General features: G+C 74.6%; 17 protein-coding genes. 9 read left to right on the top strand and 8 right to left on the bottom strand.

Features of this window, described 5'->3' with window-relative positions:
• The first annotated feature begins 86 nt into the window (after positions 1-86).
• Both ACI799_RS18435 and ACI799_RS18430 read left to right on the top strand, forming a co-directional pair.
• Positions 87-2,162 carry a putative bifunctional diguanylate cyclase/phosphodiesterase gene (locus ACI799_RS18435; RefSeq protein WP_456613646.1) on the top strand — a complete coding sequence of 692 codons (2,076 nt, stop codon included), beginning with the start codon at positions 87-89 and terminating at the stop codon, positions 2,160-2,162.
• Positions 2,159-2,995: an HDOD domain-containing protein gene (locus tag ACI799_RS18430; protein WP_456590703.1), complete on the top strand. Its 837-nt coding sequence runs from the start codon at positions 2,159-2,161 to the stop codon at positions 2,993-2,995. Before ACI799_RS18435 ends, ACI799_RS18430 begins: the two co-directional genes overlap by 4 nt.
• 162 nt (positions 2,996-3,157) lie before the next feature.
• Here ACI799_RS18430 and ACI799_RS18425 read toward each other — a convergent pair whose 3' ends face one another.
• The 3 genes from ACI799_RS18425 to ACI799_RS18415 form a co-directional block, all read right to left on the bottom strand.
• Entirely contained in the window at positions 3,158-4,306 is a 1,149-nt protein-coding gene (locus tag ACI799_RS18425; RefSeq protein WP_456590702.1) for an acyl-CoA dehydrogenase family protein, read from the bottom strand.
• A 6-nt stretch (positions 4,307-4,312) separates the two neighbouring features.
• Positions 4,313-5,488 carry an acyl-CoA dehydrogenase family protein gene (locus ACI799_RS18420; protein ID WP_456590701.1) on the bottom strand — a complete coding sequence of 392 codons (1,176 nt, stop codon included), beginning with the start codon at positions 5,486-5,488 and terminating at the stop codon, positions 4,313-4,315.
• A gap of 177 nt (positions 5,489-5,665) precedes the next feature.
• On the bottom strand, positions 5,666-7,294 hold the full coding sequence (locus tag ACI799_RS18415; RefSeq protein ID WP_456590700.1) for a carboxylesterase/lipase family protein: 1,629 nt from the start codon (positions 7,292-7,294) through the stop codon (positions 5,666-5,668).
• A gap of 141 nt (positions 7,295-7,435) precedes the next feature.
• Between ACI799_RS18415 and ACI799_RS18410 the strand changes: the two genes are divergently transcribed.
• Positions 7,436-8,902, top strand: a complete 1,467-nt coding sequence (locus ACI799_RS18410) for a mannitol dehydrogenase family protein (RefSeq protein WP_456613645.1) — start codon at positions 7,436-7,438, stop codon at positions 8,900-8,902.
• 41 nt (positions 8,903-8,943) lie between these two features.
• Here ACI799_RS18410 and ACI799_RS18405 read toward each other — a convergent pair whose 3' ends face one another.
• Together ACI799_RS18405 and ACI799_RS18400 are read right to left on the bottom strand one after the other, a co-directional pair.
• Positions 8,944-10,116 (bottom strand): 4-hydroxybenzoate 3-monooxygenase, encoded by a 1,173-nt coding sequence (locus ACI799_RS18405; protein ID WP_456613644.1) that lies wholly within the window; start codon positions 10,114-10,116, stop codon positions 8,944-8,946.
• 50 nt (positions 10,117-10,166) lie between these two features.
• On the bottom strand, positions 10,167-10,943 hold the full coding sequence (locus ACI799_RS18400) for an IclR family transcriptional regulator (protein ID WP_456600322.1): 777 nt from the start codon (positions 10,941-10,943) through the stop codon (positions 10,167-10,169).
• A 68-nt stretch (positions 10,944-11,011) separates the two neighbouring features.
• Here ACI799_RS18400 and pcaH point away from each other — a divergent pair, with 68 nt between their 5' ends.
• The 6 genes from pcaH to ACI799_RS18370 all read left to right on the top strand — a co-directional run bounded on the left by pcaH (position 11,012) and on the right by ACI799_RS18370 (position 15,939).
• A complete protein-coding gene (gene pcaH / locus ACI799_RS18395) occupies positions 11,012-11,758 on the top strand; it encodes a protocatechuate 3,4-dioxygenase subunit beta (RefSeq protein WP_456600321.1) in 747 nt (248 codons plus the stop codon).
• The gene (pcaG, locus tag ACI799_RS18390) at positions 11,755-12,408 is read left to right on the top strand and encodes a protocatechuate 3,4-dioxygenase subunit alpha (protein WP_456600320.1); all 654 of its coding nucleotides are present in this window, start codon (positions 11,755-11,757) and stop codon (positions 12,406-12,408) included. Before pcaH ends, pcaG begins: the two co-directional genes overlap by 4 nt.
• A gap of 37 nt (positions 12,409-12,445) precedes the next feature.
• Positions 12,446-13,771 (top strand): 3-carboxy-cis,cis-muconate cycloisomerase, encoded by a 1,326-nt coding sequence (gene pcaB / locus ACI799_RS18385; protein WP_456600319.1) that lies wholly within the window; start codon positions 12,446-12,448, stop codon positions 13,769-13,771.
• The gene (pcaD, locus tag ACI799_RS18380; protein ID WP_456613643.1) at positions 13,768-14,547 is read left to right on the top strand and encodes a 3-oxoadipate enol-lactonase; all 780 of its coding nucleotides are present in this window, start codon (positions 13,768-13,770) and stop codon (positions 14,545-14,547) included. The genes pcaB and pcaD overlap by 4 nt, the downstream gene beginning before the upstream one ends.
• Complete coding sequence (gene pcaC / locus ACI799_RS18375) at positions 14,544-14,948, top strand: 4-carboxymuconolactone decarboxylase (protein ID WP_456590692.1); 405 nt, start codon at positions 14,544-14,546, stop codon at positions 14,946-14,948. Before pcaD ends, pcaC begins: the two co-directional genes overlap by 4 nt.
• A gap of 115 nt (positions 14,949-15,063) precedes the next feature.
• Complete coding sequence (locus ACI799_RS18370) at positions 15,064-15,939, top strand: hypothetical protein (protein ID WP_456613642.1); 876 nt, start codon at positions 15,064-15,066, stop codon at positions 15,937-15,939.
• A gap of 65 nt (positions 15,940-16,004) precedes the next feature.
• On the opposite strand, the gene ACI799_RS18365 is transcribed toward ACI799_RS18370, so the two are convergent.
• The 3 genes from ACI799_RS18365 to ACI799_RS18355 form a co-directional block, all read right to left on the bottom strand.
• Positions 16,005-16,673, bottom strand: a complete 669-nt coding sequence (locus ACI799_RS18365) for a CoA transferase subunit B (RefSeq protein WP_456590690.1) — start codon at positions 16,671-16,673, stop codon at positions 16,005-16,007.
• Positions 16,673-17,482 (bottom strand): CoA transferase subunit A, encoded by an 810-nt coding sequence (locus ACI799_RS18360; protein ID WP_456590689.1) that lies wholly within the window; start codon positions 17,480-17,482, stop codon positions 16,673-16,675. Before ACI799_RS18360 ends, ACI799_RS18365 begins: the two co-directional genes overlap by 1 nt.
• A 168-nt stretch (positions 17,483-17,650) precedes the next feature.
• Positions 17,651-18,637, bottom strand: a complete 987-nt coding sequence (locus tag ACI799_RS18355) for an anti-sigma factor RsbA family regulatory protein (RefSeq protein ID WP_456590688.1) — start codon at positions 18,635-18,637, stop codon at positions 17,651-17,653.
• Between the last annotated feature and the right edge of the window lie 170 nt (positions 18,638-18,807).

Below are 18,807 nucleotides of genomic sequence, written 5' to 3'. Positions count from 1 at the left end.
TTGCCGGGTGCAGACCACCCCCCCGACCCGCCGAAGGTCTCCTGTCGGAGCGGACATGGACGTCCGCGCCGCGGGAGGGGAGGACCGTGTCCGTCAGCATGAACCGGCCCGGCGACGACCGCGTCCCACCGGAGATCGTGACCTCGGTCTTCTACAGCGCCACCGTCAGCGACACCCTCGCCATCGTGGTCGCCGAGATGGTGGCCGGGCGCCCCAGGGTCAGCTGGGGCAACGTCGGTGCCGTGGAACTGCTGGGCTACGGCCTGGACGATCTCCGCGCGCTCCCCGTCGAGCAGCTGTTCCCCAGCCTGGGGGGCGGGGAGCTCAAGCTGCTGCTGCGGCGGGAGCGGACGGCCCGGATGACGCTGCCCGTCCGCACGGCGAGCGGCGCCGCCATCGAGGCCCAGGTGACCACGACGCCCTCGCCCCGGGGCGGGATGTGGACCGTGCGCATCGTCGACACGGCCAACGAGCAGGAGCGCGCGCTCCGGGCGACCGCGGACGCCCACGAGCGCCGCTTCTCCACGCTCACCGAACGGTCGCCGGTGCCGACGCTGCTCTCCGAGCAGGGTATGCGGCTGGCCCACGTCAACGACGCATTCTGCAGCCTCGTCGGCCGTCGCGCCGAGGAGTTGCTGGGCACCGGCTGGATGGCCACGGTGCACGAGGACGACCTCGACACGGTGATCGAGCAGGTCTCGGCGGCGCTGGACGGCGAGGAGGTCGAGGCGCAGGCCCGCCTGCTCCGCGACGACGGCACCGTGCGCACGACCGTCATCCGATTCGCCCACCTGTTCACCCCGGGCGTGGGCGCGGGATTCGTCGGCACGATCGAGGACATCACCGACCGGCTCGCGTTCGAGGCCACGCTGGCCCACCAGGCCAACCACGACCCGCTGACCGGGCTGCCGAACCGGACGCTGCTGGCGCAGTACGTCGCCGAGCGGTTCGTGCCGGGCGCCGGAACCCTGGCCTGCCTGTTCCTCGACCTGGACAACTTCAAGGTCGTCAACGACTCGCTCGGGCACACCGCCGGCGACGAGCTGCTCACCGAGGTCGCCAGCCGGCTGCGGTCGGTGGTCCGCCCCGGGGACCTGGTGGCGCGGTTCGGTGGCGACGAGTTCGTGGTCGTCTGCGAGGAGGTCGACCAGACGGCCGCGGTCGCGCTCGCCGAGCGGATCACGGCCGAGCTGGCCCGGCCGGTGCGGCTCGGGGGCGTCGACGTCCGCCCCTATGCGAGCGTCGGGGTCACCGTCCAGACCGAGGAACACGCCGGCGCCGAGGAGCTGATCCGGGACTGCGACATCGCCATGTACCAGGCCAAGGCCGGGGGCAAGGGGCGGATCACCGTGCTGGACCAGCGGGCGCGCGAGGAGGCCCGCGACAAGCTGCGCCTGGTCGCCGAGCTGCGGGACGCCATCGAGCGGCGCGACATCACGCTGCTCTACCAGCCGATCTTCAGCACCGAGGACGGCCACCCGGTCGCCGTCGAATCCCTGGCGCGGTGGACGCACCCCGAGCGCGGCCCGATCAGCCCGGCGGTGTTCGTGCCGCTGGCGGAGGAGAGCGGGTTGATCGCCGGCCTGGGGCTGCTGGTGCTCGACGAGACCTGCCGGCAGCTGGCGGAGTGGGACCGCCGCATGGGGGGCGCCGCGCCGCCCCGGGCGAACGTCAACGTCTCGGCCCTGCAGCTGGATGCCAACCTCCCTCCGCAGGTGGCCGACGCTCTCCGGCGGCACGGGCTGGACGCGTCCCGGATCTCCGTGGAGATCACCGAGTCGGCGCTGATGCAGGACCCCGACTCGGCCCGGGAGACCCTGCACCAGCTGCGCGACCAGGGCGTCGAGCTGGCGATCGACGACTTCGGCACCGGCTACTCGTCGCTGGCCTACCTCCGGCACCTGCCGGTGGACTGCCTGAAGGTGGACCGCTCCTTCGTGGCGGAGCTGGCGCACGGCCACACCGAGATCGCCTCCGCGGTCATCGCACTGGCCCGCAGCCTCAACCTGAGCACCGTGGCCGAGGGCGTCGAGACCCCGGAGCAGGCGACCGAGCTCGGCCGGCTGGGTGCCACCTACCTGCAGGGCTTCAGCCTCTGCCCACCCATGACCGGAGCGGACACCGCCGCCTGGTTCGCGACCCACGGAGCGTGCGCCCGATGACCGTGACCCCGCTGCCGGCCCGGGCGGAGGTGCCCCCCGTCTTCGACCTGGAGAAGGTGCTCGCGGGCATCGACACGATGGCGGCCCAGCGCCCCGTGGCGGCGCAGATCGTGTCGGTCGCCAACTCCGACGACACCAGCGCGAAGGCGCTCTCCCACATCCTGGCGTCCGACGTCGCCCTGGCCGGCCGGGTGATGAAGCTGGCCAACTCCGCCTACTTCGGCATGCGCGGACGGGTCACCTCGCTGCAGTTCGCCGTGACGGTGGTCGGCTTCACCACCGTCCGGACGATGGCGACCGTCGCGCTCACGGAGCTGGACGACGAGTCGCGGCTCCCGGAGAACTTCTGGGACGTCACGACCTGCCTGGCGTTGGCGGCCTCGACCTTGGCCCAGCGGTTCGGTGAGCGCTCGCAGGAGGCGCTCTGCGTGGGCCTGCTCGCCCAGATGGGTGCGGCGCTCCTGCACCACAACGACCCCGAGGGCTACGGGGCGCTGGTGGCCGAGCACCCGGCCTTCGCCGCGCGGCGCACCGCCGAGCTGCACCGCTACGGCATCAACAGCGTGCGGTTGACCGCCGTCGCCCTCGAGCAGTGGGGCTTCCCGCACAGCATGACCAACCGGCTCAACCAGGTCGACGACCTCACATCGGTCGAGGGTGGCCTGCTGCGCGCCGCCTTCGAGGTCGCCGCGCGCCTGACCACCGAGGACTACGAGGCGGTGCCGATCGTGCGGCTCACCTGCGGGCAGGTGCGCGAGGACGACCTGGTGCCGGTGCTCGACTCCGTCCGGGCCGATGCCGACGAGCTCCGCCGGGCGATGCTCGGCGACTGAAAGAGGACCCCCTCCTCCCCACCCTTCGCAGGCTCAGGGCGGGACCCGGGAGGGGGCCACGCGACGGAGCCCCGCCCCCCCGGGATGGGGGACGGGGCTCCGTCGGCCCCCTGCAGGGCCCCGCTGCGAGCGTGCGAGCGGTGGGGGGCAGGGGGTGTTTCTTCAGACCGCGTAGGGCGCGCCCAGCGGGTCGACGGTCTCCCGCTCGCCCACGGTGCGGGCCAGCCGGGCGGCGGCGAAGTCGCCGTCGCCGAGCAGGTGGTCGATGGCGGTGAGCCGGCTGGTGTAGTGCCCGACGGAGTACTCCGCCGTCACGCCGATGCCACCGTGCAGCTGGATGGCCTCCTTGCCGACGTGCCGGCCGGCGCGGCTGGTCTGCAGCCGGGCCCGGTCGGCGGCGGAGACGACGTCGCCGCCGGCATCCGTGACCATCGACGCCCACAGCGCGGTGCTCCGGGCCAGCTCCAGGGACACGTACATGTCCGCCGCGCGGAAGGTGAGCGCCTGGAACTTGTTGAGCGTGACCCCGAACTGCTTGCGGGTCTTGAGGTACTCCGCGGTGATCCGCAGCGCGGTGTCCATCGCCCCGATCGCCTCGTGGCTGTAGGCGATGCGCGCCTCGGCCAGCGCCCGCTCGATCGCGGCCGTCTGGTCTCCGCCGGTACCGAGCAGGGCCGCCGGGGTGCCGTCGAAGCGGACGTTGGCGGCGCGGGTGCCGTCGTGGGTGCGGTAGCCGGTGCGGGTCAGACCCGCGGCGTCGCCCTGCACCACGAACAGCCCCGTGCCGCCGTCCACCGCGGCGGAGACGACGAGGACGTCGGCGCGGGCGCCGGTGGGCACCGGCTCCTTGACGCCGGTCAGGGTCCACCCGTCGCCGGACTGCGCGGCGGTGACCGCCGACGCCGACGCGCTCCACCGCGTGCCGATCTCCGCGTGGGCGAAGGCCGGCACGCAGGTGCCCTCGGCGATGGCCGCGAGGAGCTCGCCCTTCTGCTCGTCGGTGCCGACGGCGGCGATCAGCCCACCGGCCAGCACGACCGCCTCGATGAACGGCTCCGGGGCGATGACCCGGCCCATCTCCTCGGCGACGATCGCCACCTCGATCGGCCCGGCGCCCATGCCGCCGTGCTCCTCGGCGAAGGGCAGACCGAGCAGCCCCATCTCGGCCAGCCGCGACCAGGTCTTCTCGTCGAAGCCCGGGTCGTTCGCGACCACCTTGCGACGCTGCTCGCTGTCGGCGTACGTGCGCGCCAGCAGGCCGCGCACGGCCTCCCGCAGGTCGTTCTGCTCGCTGTCGAAGTCGAAGTTCACGTCAGATCACAGCCCCAGAATCGTGCCGGCGATGATGGTGCGCTGAACCTCGTTGGAGCCTCCGTAGATGGAGACCTTCCGGTAGTTCAGGTAGTGCGGCGTCGCGACGCGCGCCCAGTCCGGCACGTCGGAGCCCTCCTCGGCGAACGAGGCGACCGAGAGCGGGCCGGCGATGTCGACCAGCAGCTCGGTGGCGGCCTGCTGCAGCTCCGACCCCTTGAGCTTGAGCACCGACGAGGCCGGGTGCGGCTTGCCGTCGGCGGAGTTGGCGACGACGCGCAGCGCGGTGAGCTCCAGGGCCACCACCTCGTTCTCGATCTCGGCGATCCGCCGGGCCATGAACGGGTCCTCCAGCAGCGGGCGGCCGTCGACGGTGATCTCGCGGGCGTAGTCCTTCGCCTGGGCGAGCATCTTCTTGGTCGCGCCCACGCGGGCGATGCCGACGCGCTCGTTGCCGAGGAGGAACTTGGCGTAGTCCCAGCCGCGGTTCTCCTCGCCGATGAGGTTCTCGGCGGGGACGCGCACGTCCTCGAAGAACACCTCGTTGACCTCGAAGCCGCCGTCGATGAGCTCGATGGGGCGGAGCGTGACGCCGGGGGTGTCCATCGGGAAGACCAGCATCGAGATGCCGCGCTGCTTCTTCTCCGCGGTCGGGTCGGTGCGGACCAGGCAGAAGATCCAGTCGGCGTGCTGGCCCAGGGTCGTCCAGGTCTTCTGCCCGTTGACCACCCAGTCGTCGCCGTCGCGGACGGCGGTGGTGCGCAGCGAGGCGAGGTCGGAGCCGGCGTCGGGCTCGGAGAAGCCCTGGCACCACCAGATGTCGAGGTTCGCCGTCTTGGCGAGGAAGCGCTCCTTCTGCTCCTGGTTGCCGAAGGCGGCGATGACCGGGCCGATCATGCTGGTGTTGAAGGCCAGCGGCTCGGGGACGCCGGCCAGCTGCATCTCCTCGCGCCAGATGTGGCGCTGCAGGGGCGTCCAGTCCCGGCCGCCCCACTCGACCGGCCAGTGGGGCACGGCCAGGCCCGCGGCGTTGAGCGCGCGCTGGGCCTCGACGTACTCCTCCTTGGTCACGTGCCGGTGGGACGTGACCTTGTCGCGGATCTCCTGCGGCACCTGGGTGGTGAAGAAGGTCCGCATCTCCTCCCGGAAGGCCTCGAGCTCCGGGGACAGCTGCAACCGCATCGGTCCTCATTTCCTGACGGCGGCACTCGTCGTCGCGCCCGCCGTCTCGACGTGTGCCTCGGACGATCCCACATGCGGTACCGGCCAGTAGATGCGGCACCCCCGGCGGGGCGAAAAGCGGGCGGCACCGGTTCCCGGAGAGGACTCCCCCCGGGAACCGGTGCCGCTGCCCGCGCTCTAGGACAGGGTCGACCAGAACGCGCAGTTGGCCTCGGCGGCGACGTCGACCGGGCCGATCCCCCCGTCGGAGGCGATGTCGAGGCCCTGGACGTCGGCCGGGGCCCGGTACCGGGTCCACGTCGGGACGCCGGGGCCGTTGGGGTTGCCGTGGGCCGCGAAGTTCGTCCAGTAGCGCACCATCGCCGTGGAAAGCTGCTCCTGTTCGGCGTCCAGCCCGTCGCCGAACAGCCCCGGGAACAGGTACGGCAGCTCGGTCGCGTGCTGCGCGTCCTCCGGGTACGCCGGGTACGGGAAGTCCAGCAGCGGGTCGGCCGTCTCGTCGCGGAACTGGTAGGCGAACACCGGGGCCGGCACCGGGGGACGGGCCAGCGTGTCGTAGGCGTCGACGTGCTCGCACGTCGACAGCGCGCTGCCGGCGTCGCTGTTGACGGCGGCCAGGGCGCGCAGCGGTGAGGGGTAGGCGCTCGCCGGGTACTGCGCCAGGACGGCTCCGGCGCCCTCGCCGAAGACGCTGCCGAGGACGACCCGGTAATCGGCCTCGGTGAAGCCGTCGGCGTCGTTCGCCAGCGCTGCCACGGCCGGGTTCAGCGGCGTGAACAAGGTGTTCTCGTCGCTGAGGTTGCCGTGCATGACCGGCACGCGCGCGTGGTCGCCGGCCGCGATCGCCTCGGCCGGCTGCACCGGCAGCGCCGATCCGCCGACGACGAAGGAGCCGCCCGGCCAGGCGGTGAGCAGCTCCTGCACCGGCGTGGCCCGCAGGCACGCGGCGACGTCCGCCGCACTGGCGCAGCCGACGGCCTCCGCGACCGAGGCGCCCGTGGCCTCGGCCGTCTCCAGGGTGTCGTACGGGGTCGTGCAGCTGTAGCTCTGCGCGATGGCCCGGTCGAACAGACCCCGCGCGGTCGGCGAGGTGAGCTGGGCGCAGACCGCCGAGCCGCCGGCGGACTCGCCGAAGATGGTGACCCGCCCCGGGTTGCCGCCGAAGGCGCGGATGTTGCGCTCCACCCAGCGCAGCGCCGCCTGCTGGTCGAGCAGCCCGGCGCTCCCGGAGGCGACGTCCCCGTTCTCCCGCGAGAGGTCCTCCTGGGCCATGAAGCCCAGCGGGCCGAGCCGGTAGTTGATCGTCACCACGACGACGTCGCCCTCGACGGCGAGCTTCGCGGCGTCGTAGGCCGCGCCCGTGCCGGTCCGCCAGGACCCGCCGTGGATCCAGACCATGACCGGCAGGTTCCGCCGCTGGGTGTCCAGCCCCGAGGGGGTCGTGACGTTCAGGTAGAGGCAGTCCTCGTCGACCGACGACCAGGGGTTGGTGGCGCTCGGTTCCTGTGGGCAGGGGCTGCCGGGTGCCGTGGCGTCCCGGACGCCCTGCCAGGGCTGTGCCGGTGCCGGCGGGCGGAATCGGAGCTCGCCCACCGGCGGGGCGGCGAACGGGATGCCCTGGAACAGCCGGTAGTTCCCGGTCGAGGTGCCCTCGACGGCGCCCTCCGTGGTCGGCACGACCAGGGGCGCGGGATCGGGTGCGGCGCCGGCCGGCCCAGCGGCGGCGAGGGCGCCGGCGGTGAGAGCCGCGCCCGCGGCGACGGCGAGCAGCGAACGGCGGAAGGATCGGGGGACGTGGGTGCGCACTGGACCTCCTGCGGTCGGCGAGCCCACCCGGTGTGAGCTACGCCACCATGCGCGCACGGTAGCGCGAGGTCCCGCGAGCGGGGCGCCGAGGTGATCGGCCGGGTGCCGTTACCCGGATCGCTCCCGGGGAATGGGCAGTGCGTGGCCGTTCCCCTGACCGAGCGCACCCGCGGCACGCTGGGCCCACCGGTCTCCACGCCGTCCTACGACCGGGGCCGGCTGCGCGTCGGGATCGTGCACCTCGGGGTGGGCGGCTTCCACCGCTCCCACCAGGCGATGTACCTGGACCGCCTCATGGAGCAGGGGCGGGCGCTCGACTGGGGGATCTGCGGCGTCGGCGTCCTCCCGGCCGACCGGCGCATGGCCGAGGCGATGGCCGCCCAGGACTGCCTCTACACGCTGGTGGTGCGGCATCCCGACGGCACCGAGGAGGCGCGGGTGGTCGGCTCGCTCGTCGAGTACCTGTTCGCCCCCGACGACCCCGACGCGGTGGTGGCGCGGATGGCCGACCCTGCCGTCCGCGTCGTCACCCTGACCGTCACCGAGGGCGGCTACAACGCCTCGGCGGTGACCGGGGAGTTCGACGGGACCGACCCCGGCGTGGTCCACGACCTGCGGCCGGGTGCCGCGCTGCGGACCTCGTTCGGCCTGGTCGTCGAGGCGCTGGTGCGCCGGCGCGCCCGCGGGCTCCCGCCGTTCACGGTCGTCTCCTGCGACAACATCCCGGGCAACGGTCGGCTGGCGCGGGCGAGCTTCGCGGCCTTCGCCCGGCTGCGGGACCCGGAGCTGGGGGAGTGGGTGGCCCGGGAGGTGCCCTTCCCGGACTCGATGGTCGACCGGATCACGCCGGTCACCACGGATGCCGACCGGGCCCGGCTGGCCGACCGGTTCGGCATCGAGGACCGGTGGCCGGTGGTGTGCGAGCCGTGGACGCAGTGGGTGCAGGAGGACTCCTTCGCCTGCGGCCGCCCGCCGCTGGAGGAGGTCGGCGTCCAGCTCGTGGACGACGTCGCGCCCTACGAACTCATGAAGCTGCGGCTGCTCAACGCCGGGCACCAGATGCTCGCGCAGACCGGTCGGCTGGCGGGCCTGCGGTACGTCCACGAGGCCTGCGCCGATCCGCTGTTCCGCCGGCTGCTGGAGGGCTACCTGCGCGAGGAGGCCGCGCCGACCCTGCGCCCTGTTCCCGGCATCGACCTGGAGCGGTACCGGCAGACGCTGCTGGAGCGGTTCGCCAGCCCGGCGATCGCCGACACGCTCGACCGCATCCGCGCCGAGGCCTCCGACCGGATCCCGCAGTTCCTGCTGCCGGTGCTGCGGGCGAACCTCGCCTCGGGCGGCGAGATCCGCCGCTGCGTCCTCGTGCTGGCCGCCTGGGCCCGCTCCCTGGAGGGCCCGGACGAGGAGGGGTGCCCGCTGGAGGTCGTGGACTCCCGCCGTGACGGGTTGGTCGCCGCGGCGAAGGCGGCGGACCCGCTCGCCTTCGTCGCCGACCGCACCCTGTTCGGGGACCTCGTGGACGACGCCCGCTTCGCCGCTGCCTACCGCGCCACGCGCCTCGCGCTGCGTGGCCGCGGAGTCCGGGCGGCCCTCGCCGACCTCGCCTGAGGGTCCGCGCCCGGGCCGGCGGCCGGCTCCCGGGGGCGGGGTCAGTGCTCGATCGGCAGCCCGGTGTAGTTCTCGGCGAGCTCGCGGGCCGCGGCCTCCGAGGAGCAGACCCGGCGCAGCTGGGACAGCTGCAGCTGGGCGTCGAAGTCGTCACCGGAGGTGTGCAGCATCGAGGTCATGAACCAGGAGAAGTGGGTGGACCGCCAGACGCGGGTCAGCGCCCGGTCGGAGTAGCTGTCGACCAGGTCCGTCTGCTTCTCGGCGAGCAGTCGCACCAGCGCCTGCGCGAGCAGCGTCACGTCGGCGACGGCGAGGTTGAGCCCCTTGGCGCCGGTCGGCGGGACGATGTGGGCGGCGTCCCCGGCCAGGAAGAGCCGGCCCCGGCGCATGGGTGCGCTGACGAACGAGCGCATCGGCAGGATCGACTTCTCGGTCACCGTGCCGGTGTTGATCTCCCAGCCGTCCAGGGCGAACCGGCGGGAGAGGTTGTCCCAGATCCGGTCGTCGGACCAGTCCTCGATCTTCTCGGCGGGGTCGACCTGGAGGTAGAGCCGGGAGACCCTGGGGGAGCGCATCGAGTAGAGCGCGAACCCCTCCGGGTGCCAGGCGTAGATCAGCTCGTCGGTGGCCGGTGCGGCGTCGGCCAGGATGCCGAGCCAGGCGTAGGGGTAGGTGCGCTCCCACGTGCGCGCGCCGGGGCCGGCCTGCACGACCGGCCGGGAGACGCCGTGGAACCCGTCGGTGCCCGCCACGACGTCGCACTCGAGCACCTGCGCCACGCCGTCGGAGTCGGTGAACCGGATCCGCGGGGAGTCGGTGTCGACGTCCTCGACCACGACGTCGGAGACCTCGAACAGCAGCGGCGGGCCGCCGGCCAGCTGCGCGGCGATGAGGTCCTTGGTGACCTCCGTCTGGCCGTAGACCCACACCGTGCGGTCGCACAGCGAGGGAAAGTCCAGCTGGTGGCGGGTGCCCGGGTACTGGAGGTGGATGCCCCGGTGCTCCAGGCCCTCCCGGTGCAGCCGGTCGCCCAGCCCGGCGGCGGTCAGGGTGTCGACCGTGTGCTGCTCGAGGATCCCGGCCCGGATGCGTGCCTCCACGTACTCCCGGGAGCGGTTCTCCAGGACGACCGAGTCGATGCCCTGCAGCGCGAGCAGCCGGGACAGCAGGAGGCCGGCGGGGCCGGCGCCGATGATGCCTACCTGGGTGCGCACGCCGACGAGTGTGGCTCCCTCCCGGGCTCCCCGGGACCCGAGCCTTCCGGTCAGTGGAATTCGAGCGAGCGGGCGAGCTCGCGACCGATCCCGCGGGCCGCCATCTCCAGGGCGGGGACCAGACGGGCGACGTCGCGCCGGTGCGGGGGCACCACGATGCCCAGCGCCGCGACGGCCAGTGGTCCGGCCTCCCGCTCCACCTGCACCGGCACCGCGACGGAGGCCGTGCCCGGCGACATCTCCTCGCAGGTGCGGGCGTACCGGCGGCGCCGGATCTCGGCCAGCTCGCGGGTGAGCCTCGCCGGATCGGTGACGGTGTGCCGGGTGAGCGGTCGCAGCGAGCGCAGCGACTGGTCGACCACGTCGTCGGGAGCAGCGGCCAGCAGCACCTTGCCCACGCCCGTGGCGTGCAGCGGCAGCCGGCTGCCGACCTGGCTGACCACCGGCACCGACTCCCGGCCCGAGACCCGGTCGACGTAGAGCGCGTGCAGCCCCTCCCGGACGGCCAGGTGCACGGTGTCGCGGGTGGTGGTGTGCAGGTCCAGGAGGAACGGGGCGGCGACCTGGCGGAGCTCGAGCTGGACGGGGGCCAGCAGGCCGAGGTCCCAGAGCTTGCGGCCGATCTCGTAGCGGCCGTCGGGGCGGCGGATCAGCGCGCCCCAGTCGGTCAGCTCGCCGAGCAGCCGGTGGGCGGTGGTCAGCGGCGTGCCCGAGCGGTCGGCGATCTCCGAGAGGGACAGTCGCGGCGTGCGGCTGTCGAAGGCGTCGAGGATCCCCAGCGCCCGCGAGGTGACCGACCGTCCCGGGGTGGCGCTGCGACCGGCCATGCTGCTCGTCTCCCGTCCAGTGGAAAGCTGGACTTGGGAGCGTAGCCGGGCGGCCGTACCGTCCGGCCATGACCGGGACCACGTCCGCCGACGGCCTGCACCTGCCGCGGTACCTGCGCGAGGACGCCGGGGTGCGCACCCCCGTGGGCTTCCCCGGCTACCGGAGCACCGCCCTGCGGGCCCCCCTGCGGACGCCGGTGGACCTGCCGCACCGGCTCACCGAGGTCACCGGTCCGGTGCTCGGCGAGGACCGCGTGCTCCCGCACGACGCCGACCTCACCCTGCGCAACGGGGGCGAGGCGATGGGCCAGCGGATCCTCGTCCACGGCCGCGTGCTGGACAGCGACGGCCGCCCGGTGCCCGACGCGCTCGTGGAGGTGTGGCAGGCCAACGCGTCCGGCCGCTACCGGCACGTCGTCGACAACTGGCCCGCGCCGCTGGACCCGCACTTCGACGGTCTCGGCCGGGTCGTGACCGACAGCCTCGGCCGGTACGAGTTCCTGACGATCAAGCCCGGCGCCTACCCGTGGGGGAACCACCACAACGCCTGGCGCCCCGCGCACATCCACTTCAGCCTCTTCGGCCGCGCCTTCACCCAGCGGCTGGTCACCCAGATGTACTTCCCGGACGACCCGCTGTTCGGCCAGGACCCCATCTTCAACTCCATCCCGCCGGCGGCGCGGCACCGGGCGATCAGCCGGTTCTCCCTCGAGCGCACCCAGGACAACTGGGCGCTGGCCTTCGAGTGGGACATCGTGCTGCGCGGGACCGACCAGACGCCGTTCGAGACCGACGACGACGGAGATGTCGCGTGACCGTGAACCCGCTGGACGTCCCGCCGGACCCGCCCACCCCCTTCCAGCCGCGCTCCGGGCAGCGCGGCAGCGGCTTCCTCACCGGCCCGTTCCGGCTGGGCACCACGCCGAGCGCGACCGTCGGCCCCTACCTCGCCATCGGGCTCACCTGGCCCGACGGCGAGTTCGCCGCCGCCGAGGGCAACCCGGGCGGCTTCTGGCTGCGCGGTCGCGTGTTCGACGGCGCCGGTGAGGTCGTGCCCGACGCCATGATCGAGACCTGGCAGGCCGATCCCGACGGCCGGTTCCCCTCGCCCGAGGACCCCCGCGGCGCGGCGTCCTACCCGGGCTTCCGCGGCTACGCCCGCGCGCAGACGATCACCGGGGAGTTCTCGGTGTTCACCCTCAAGCCGGGCCGGGTGCCCGACGGCGAGGGCGGGCTGCAGGCGCCGCACATCGACGTCTCGGTGTTCGCCCGTGGGCTGCTCGACCGGGTGGTCACCCGCATCTACTTCGCCGACGAGGTCGAGGCGAACGCCGAGGACGTCGTGCTGCGCTCGCTGCCCGACGAGGCCGCGCGGCAGACGCTGCTCGCCGCCCCGGGCGGTGACGGCTACCGCTTCGACGTCCACCTGCAGGGCGAGCGCGAGACGGTGTTCTTCGCGGTATGAGCCCGCCCGAGGGCCCTCGACGCGGTAGGAACGGGACGTGACCGGTCTCTTCAGCGCGACCTTCGCCCGCGGCGGCGCGGCGACCGCCGTCTCCGACTCCGCCTGGTTCGACGCGCTCCTCGACGTGGAGGCCGCCCTGGCGCGCGCCGCCGCGGCGACGGGGCTGGTGCCCGCCACGGCCGCCGACGCGGTCACGCGCGCCTGCGCCGAACCCGCGGCCCTCGACCTGGCCTCCGTGGTCGCGCACGCCGCCGATGCCGGCAACCCGGTGCCGCCGCTGGTGCGGGTGCTGCGGGCCGCGGTGGGGGAGCGCCACGCGGTGGCCGTCCACGTCGGCGCCACCAGCCAGGACGTCGTCGACACCGCGCTGGTGCTCATGAGCCGCCGGGCGATCGCCGCGATCGACCGTGATCTCGCGCTCGCGGCCGAGGCGGCGGCCGGGCTGGCCCGGGCCCACCGCGACGACGTCCTCATGGGACGCACCCTTCTGCAGCAGGCGCTGCCCACCACCTTCGGCCTGAAGGCCGCCGGCTGGCTCAGCGGGCTGGACGGCGCCCGGCTGCGGCTGGCTGAGGTGGTGGCGTCGCTGCCGGTCCAGTACGGCGGGGCGGTCGGCACCCTGGCCGCCACCGACGGGTCGGGGACGGCGCTGCGGGCAGCGCTCGCCGCCGAGCTCGGGCTGGTCGCCACCGCCGCCCCCTGGCACACCGTGCGGCTACCGGTCGCCGACCTGGCCGGCGCGCTCGGCGCCACCGCCGGCGTGCTGGCCACCGTGGCCGTCGACGTCGTGCTGCTCGCGCAGAGCGAGGTGGCCGAGGTCGCCGAGACCGGCGCCGGCCGGGGCGGCTCGTCCGCCATGCCGCACAAGCGCAACCCTGTCGCAGCCATCTCCGCCCGCGCCTGCGCCCGGCGGGCCCCCGGCCTCGTGGCCACCCTGCTGGGTGCGATGGAGCAGGAGCACGAGCGCGCCGCCGGAGCCTGGCACAGCGAGTGGCCGGCCCTGACCGACCTGCTGTCGACGGTCGGCTCGGCCGCGGCCTGGCTGGTCGAGAGCCTCGCCGGCCTGCGCCCCGACCCCGCCCGCATGGCGGCGACGGTGGCCGCGGCCCGCGACCCGGAGCTCGCCGGGGCGCTCGCCGACGCCCTGACCCCGCTGCTCGGCCGCGACGCGGCGCACGACGAGGCGGCGGCCGCCGTGCGGGAGGCCGAGGCCACCGGGCGGCCGCTGGCCGACGTGGTGGCCGGCCGGGACGACGTCGACCTCGCCGCACTGCTCGGCGCACGGCCGGACGTCGGCGAGGCGGGCGCACAGGTCGACGAGGTCCTGGCCGAGCACACCCACCTCACCGAGGGAGCCCGATGAGCGCCGTCCCCGTCGCCCACACCGTCACCGGACCCGCCGACGCGCCCGTGGTCGTCCTGTCCAACTCCCTGGGCGCGGCCCGCGCGATGTGGGACCCGCAGGTACCCGCGCTGGCCGAGCGGTTCCGGGTGGTCACCTACGACGGCCGCGGCCACGGCGAGTCACCCGCGCCGGCCGGGCCGTACTCCCTCGACGACCTGGTCGACGACGTCCTGGCGCTGCTCGACCGGCTCGGGGCGCAGCGGGCGCACGTCGCCGGGGTCTCGCTCGGCGGCATGGTCGGCATGCGGATGGCGGCCCGCGAGCCCTCCCGCGTGCAGGGACTCGCCGTGCTGTTCAGCTCGGCGAGGACCGAGCCCCAGGGCTTCCTCGACCGGGCCGCGCAGGCCCGCGCCGAAGGCACCGCCGGCTTCGCCCCGACGGTGGTCTCCCGCTGGCTGACCCCTGGCTTCGCCGCGCAGCACCCCGACCTCGTGGCCCGGCTCGAGGCGATGGTGGCCGGCGCCGACGACGAGGGCTACGCCGCGTGCTGCGAGGTGGTCGGCGGCATCGACCTGCGCGAGGACCTGCGGCGCATCACCGCCCCGACGCTCGTCGTCTCCGGCGCCGAGGACCCGGCGCTGCCGCCCCCGCACCAGGAGGCGATCGCCGCGGGCATCGCCGGGGCGGAGCTGCTCACGCTCAGCCCGGCCGCCCACCTGGGCAACCTGGAGCGCGCGGCGGAGGTCACCGGCGCGCTGCTCCGCCACTTCGACGCCGCCGGAGGCGCCCGATGAGCGAGCTGCCCGACACCGACGCCGCCCGCCGCGAGGCCGGCATGCGCACCCGCCGCGAGGTGCTGGGCGACGCGCACGTGGACCGCGCCGTCGCCGCCACCACCCCGTTCACCGCGGACTTCCAGGACTTCATCACCCGCACCGCGTGGGGCGACCTCTGGCAGCGCCCCGGGCTGGCCCGCCGGGACCGCAGCCTGATGACGCTGTCGATCACCATCGCGCTGCGGCACTGGGAGGAGTTCGCCCTGCACGTGCGCGCGGCCGTGAACAACGGGCTCTCCGACGAGGAGATCGCCGAGGTCATCCAGCACGCCGCCGTCTACGCCGGGGTGCCCGCGGCCAACCACGCCTTCAAGGTCGCCGGCCCCATCCTCGCCGAGCTCCGCGGCACGTCCGCCTGATCGACCGTCGGCCGGTGGTGGTCTCCGCGCCCCGGAGACGACCACCGGCCGACACCCGCAGCCCGGCTGTGGACGGCGTCAGCGCGCTGCCGCGCGGTCGGCCACGCTTCTGCACGTGCCCGTCCCGCCCCATCGCCCGGTCGAGCTGCGCGGACGTGTCTTCCGTGGCTCCAGCGCGGTCGCAGCCGGCACGCTCAGCCGCGGCCAGCTGCGTGGTCCCGCGTGGCAGCGCTTGTTCCGTGACGTCTACGCCTGCGCCGCGCTTCCGGTCACGCACGCCCTCCGAGCCGGCGCGGCGGCTCAGCTGCTGGTGCCCGGCGCGGTGGTGAGCGGGAAGAGCGCGGCGGTCCTGTGGGGGTTGCCCCTCGCCGGACCCCTCGACGACGTCGAGCTCACCGTCCCAGCGGGGTCGACCGTGTGCCGCGAACCGGGTGTGCGGGTGCGGCGTCGTCACCTCGCGGCAGAACACGTCGCGCACCGGGCGGGCATCCCGCTGACGAGCGCCGAGCTCACCGTCGTCGACCTGGCCGGGAGGGGCCCGCTGGACGAGGCCGTCGTGCTGGTCGACCGGTTCGTCGACCTCGGGGTGACCCGGTTGGCGTGGGTGCGCGAGACCGCGGCCGCCGCGCGCGGGAGGGGCTGCCGCGAGGCGCGAGCCGCCGCTGAACTCGCCGACGGGCTGGCCGCGTCGCCGCAGGAGACCCGGCTGCGGCTGCTCCTGCACCGGTCGGGCCTGCCCCGCCCCGTCGCCCCGTTCAGCATCCGGGACGCCGAGGGGTTCGTCGCGCGCGTCGACTTCGCCTGGCCGGACCGGAAGGTGGCCGTGGAGTACGAGGGCGCCTGGCACGGGGAGACGCGGCAGCAGGTCGCCGCGGACCGCCGCCGGCTCAACCGGCTCACCGCGGCCGGGTGGACGGTGGTGTTCGTGACCGCCGCCGACCTGCACGACCCCGACCGTCTCCTGACCCGCCTCGCGGCCCTGCTCCGCTGAGCGGGTGTCGGCCCGCTGTCGCTTCCCGGCCGGGGAGACGACAGCCGGCCGACACTCGGCGCGGGTCAGACGGAGGCGGGCAGCGGCATCTCGCGGACGTCGTCGGCGACGGTGAGCGGGGCGCCGGTCGCGGCGACCACGTCGTCGGCGGAGACCCCGGGCGCCGTCTCGCGCAGGACCAGGCCGTCCGGGGTGACGTCGATGACGGCGAGGTCGGTGACGACGCGGTCGACGCAGGCCTTGCCGGTCAGCGGCAGGGTGCACTCCTGCACGATCTTCGGTGAGCCGTCGCGGGCCACGTGCTCCATCATGATGATCACCCGGCGGGCGCCGTGGACGAGGTCCATCGCCCCGCCCATCCCGTTGACCATCTTGCCGGGGATCAGCCAGTTGGCCAGGTCGCCGCGGGGGTTGACCTGCATGGCGCCCAGCACCGCGACGTCCAGGTGCTGGCCGCGGATCATGCCGAACGACATCGCCGAGTCGAAGAAGCTGGCGCCGGGCAGGAGCGTGACGGTCTCCTTGCCGGCGTTGATCAGGTCCGGGTCCTCCTCGCCCTCGAAGGGGTAGGGGCCGACGCCGAGGACGCCGTTCTCCGAGTGCAGGACCACGTGCACGCCCTCGGGCACGTAGTTCGGCACCAGGGTGGGCATCCCGATGCCCAGGTTGACGTACTGGCCGTCCTCCAGCTCCAGTGCCACACGGGCGGCCAGCTGCTCACGGGTCAGGGCCATCAGCGTGCTCCCTCGGTGGTGGCTTCCTCGCCGGCGGCGGCCGGGGTCTGCGCGCGGTCGGTGCGGGGCCGGGTCGTTCGCCGCTCGATCGGCTTGCGGTCGCCGCCGACGACCACCACGCGGTCGACGTAGACGCCGGGCAGGTGCACGTCCTCGGGCGTGATCTCGCCCGGCTCGACGAGCTCCTCGACCTCGGCGATCGTGATCCGCCCGGCCATCCCGGCGAGCGGGTTGAAGTTGCGCGCCGACTCGTGGAACACCAGGTTGCCGTGCCGGTCGCCCACGGCGGCGTGCACCAGCCCGAAGTCGGCGGTCAGGGCGGTCTCCAGCACGTACTGCCGCCCGTCGAACTCCCGCACCTCCTTCGGCCGGCTCACCTCCACGACGGTGCCCTCGGCGTCGTAGCGGAGGGGGATGCCGCCCTCGGCGACCAGCGTGCCGACGCCGGTGGGGGTGTAGAAGGCGGGGATGCCGGCGCCGCCGGCGCGCAGCCGCTCGGCCAGCGTGCCCTGCGGGGTCAGCTCGACCTCCAGCTCGCCGGACAGGTACAGCCGGGCCAGCTCCTTGTTGCCGCCGACGAAGGAGCTGATCGTCTTGCGGATCCGCCCCGCGTAGAGCAGCACGCCGAGGGCCTGGTCGTCGACCCCGCAGTTGTTGGAGATGGTCGTCAGCTGATCCGTGCCCTGCTCGAGGATCGCGTCGATCAGCGCGTACGGCACCCCGCACAGCCCGAACCCGCCCACCGCGAGCGTCGCACCCGCGGGGATGTCGGCCACCGCCTCCGCGGCGGAGGGAAGCACCTTGTCCACGTCAGCCCTCCCGTTCCACGAGGACGGTGATCCGTCCGTGGTCCGTGCGCGCCCGATCCACCACGCTGCTCCCATCGTCGCCCGGTCGAGGTCCCCAGTATCGCGGCCCGCGGGTGCGCCGCGCGGCCACCGTCCCCACTGGACGGAAACGGGGAACGGTGTGACGGCTCAGCGCAGGACGGTGGTGAGCCGGACGCGCACCCCGCCGTCGCCGGGGTGGTGCGCGCCACCGGAGATGTCCACGTGGTCGCAGAGCTGCCGGGCCAGCCACAGCCCCATGCCTCCCCGGGAGAGGTCCGACCCGTGCGCCGGCCCGTACCCGGCGAACGGGTCGTCCCAGCCCGGCCCACCGTCGGCGATGGTGCACACGATCCGGTCCGCGGTGGTCCAGAGGCGGAGGCTCACCGGCGGCAGCCCGTGCCGGACGGCGTTGGAGGTCATCTCGTCCACGGCGAGCAGGAAGTCCTCGACCAGGTCGGCGGGCGCCGCGACCCCGGCGAGCTGGGCGGCGACGGCGTGCCGCAGGCCGATGAAGTCGGCGACGTCGGCGGCCGCGAACCGCGGCGGCGTCGCCTCGAGCGGCTCGTCGGGCACCGGCAGCGTGCGCAGGTAGCTGGCCGGTTCGGTGTACGCGGGGTTGAGGGTGCGGCTCGCGGGCGTCACCAGGTGCGTGTGGGTGCGGGTCGCGGTGGCGAGCACCGGCTCGGGGAGGCGCTGGGTGTCGAACGCGCAGACGCCCCAGAGGTCCCAGCCGCGCAGCGCCTCGTTGATGACGGCGTCGTAGCGCTCCCACTCGAGCCACTGGCGCGGCGTGGTCCCGAAGTCCAGCTCGCCGAGCACCCGGACCCGCGCCGCCCCGGCGGCCCGCTGGCCCTCGGCCAGCCGGCGGAAAGCGGTGATGGCGGCCGGCGTCCGCGGCCCGTAGGCGTCGCCGCGGTCGAGGACCAGTACCCGCTCGTCGTCCAGCGCCTCGCGCAGCGCGGCGGCGGCCGGGGGCGAGGCGGCGACCACCGCGGCGTCGCCGGCGGCCAGGCCCGCGCGGAGGAACGGGCCCGCCGTGGCGACGAGCTCCTCCAGGGAGTCGTAGAGCAGCGCGTCGTGGGCGAAGCCCTCCGCCGCGGGGTGGCCGTGGCCACCCGCTGCCGTCCAGTCCACCTGTGCCCCTGCTCGTCGCGTCCGTCGCCCCGGGTCCGTACTCCACGGTAGGCCAGTACGCGGTCGCGGCGCGCCCGCACCCCGGGGGGGGGGGGGGGGGGGGGGGGGGGGGGGGGGCGGGGGGGGGGGGGGGGGGGGGGGGGGGGGGGGGGGGGGGGGGGGGGGGGGGG

The organism is Blastococcus sp. SYSU DS0753 (assembly GCF_054051175.1).
This window is presented reverse-complemented; position numbering and strand designations above follow the sequence as displayed.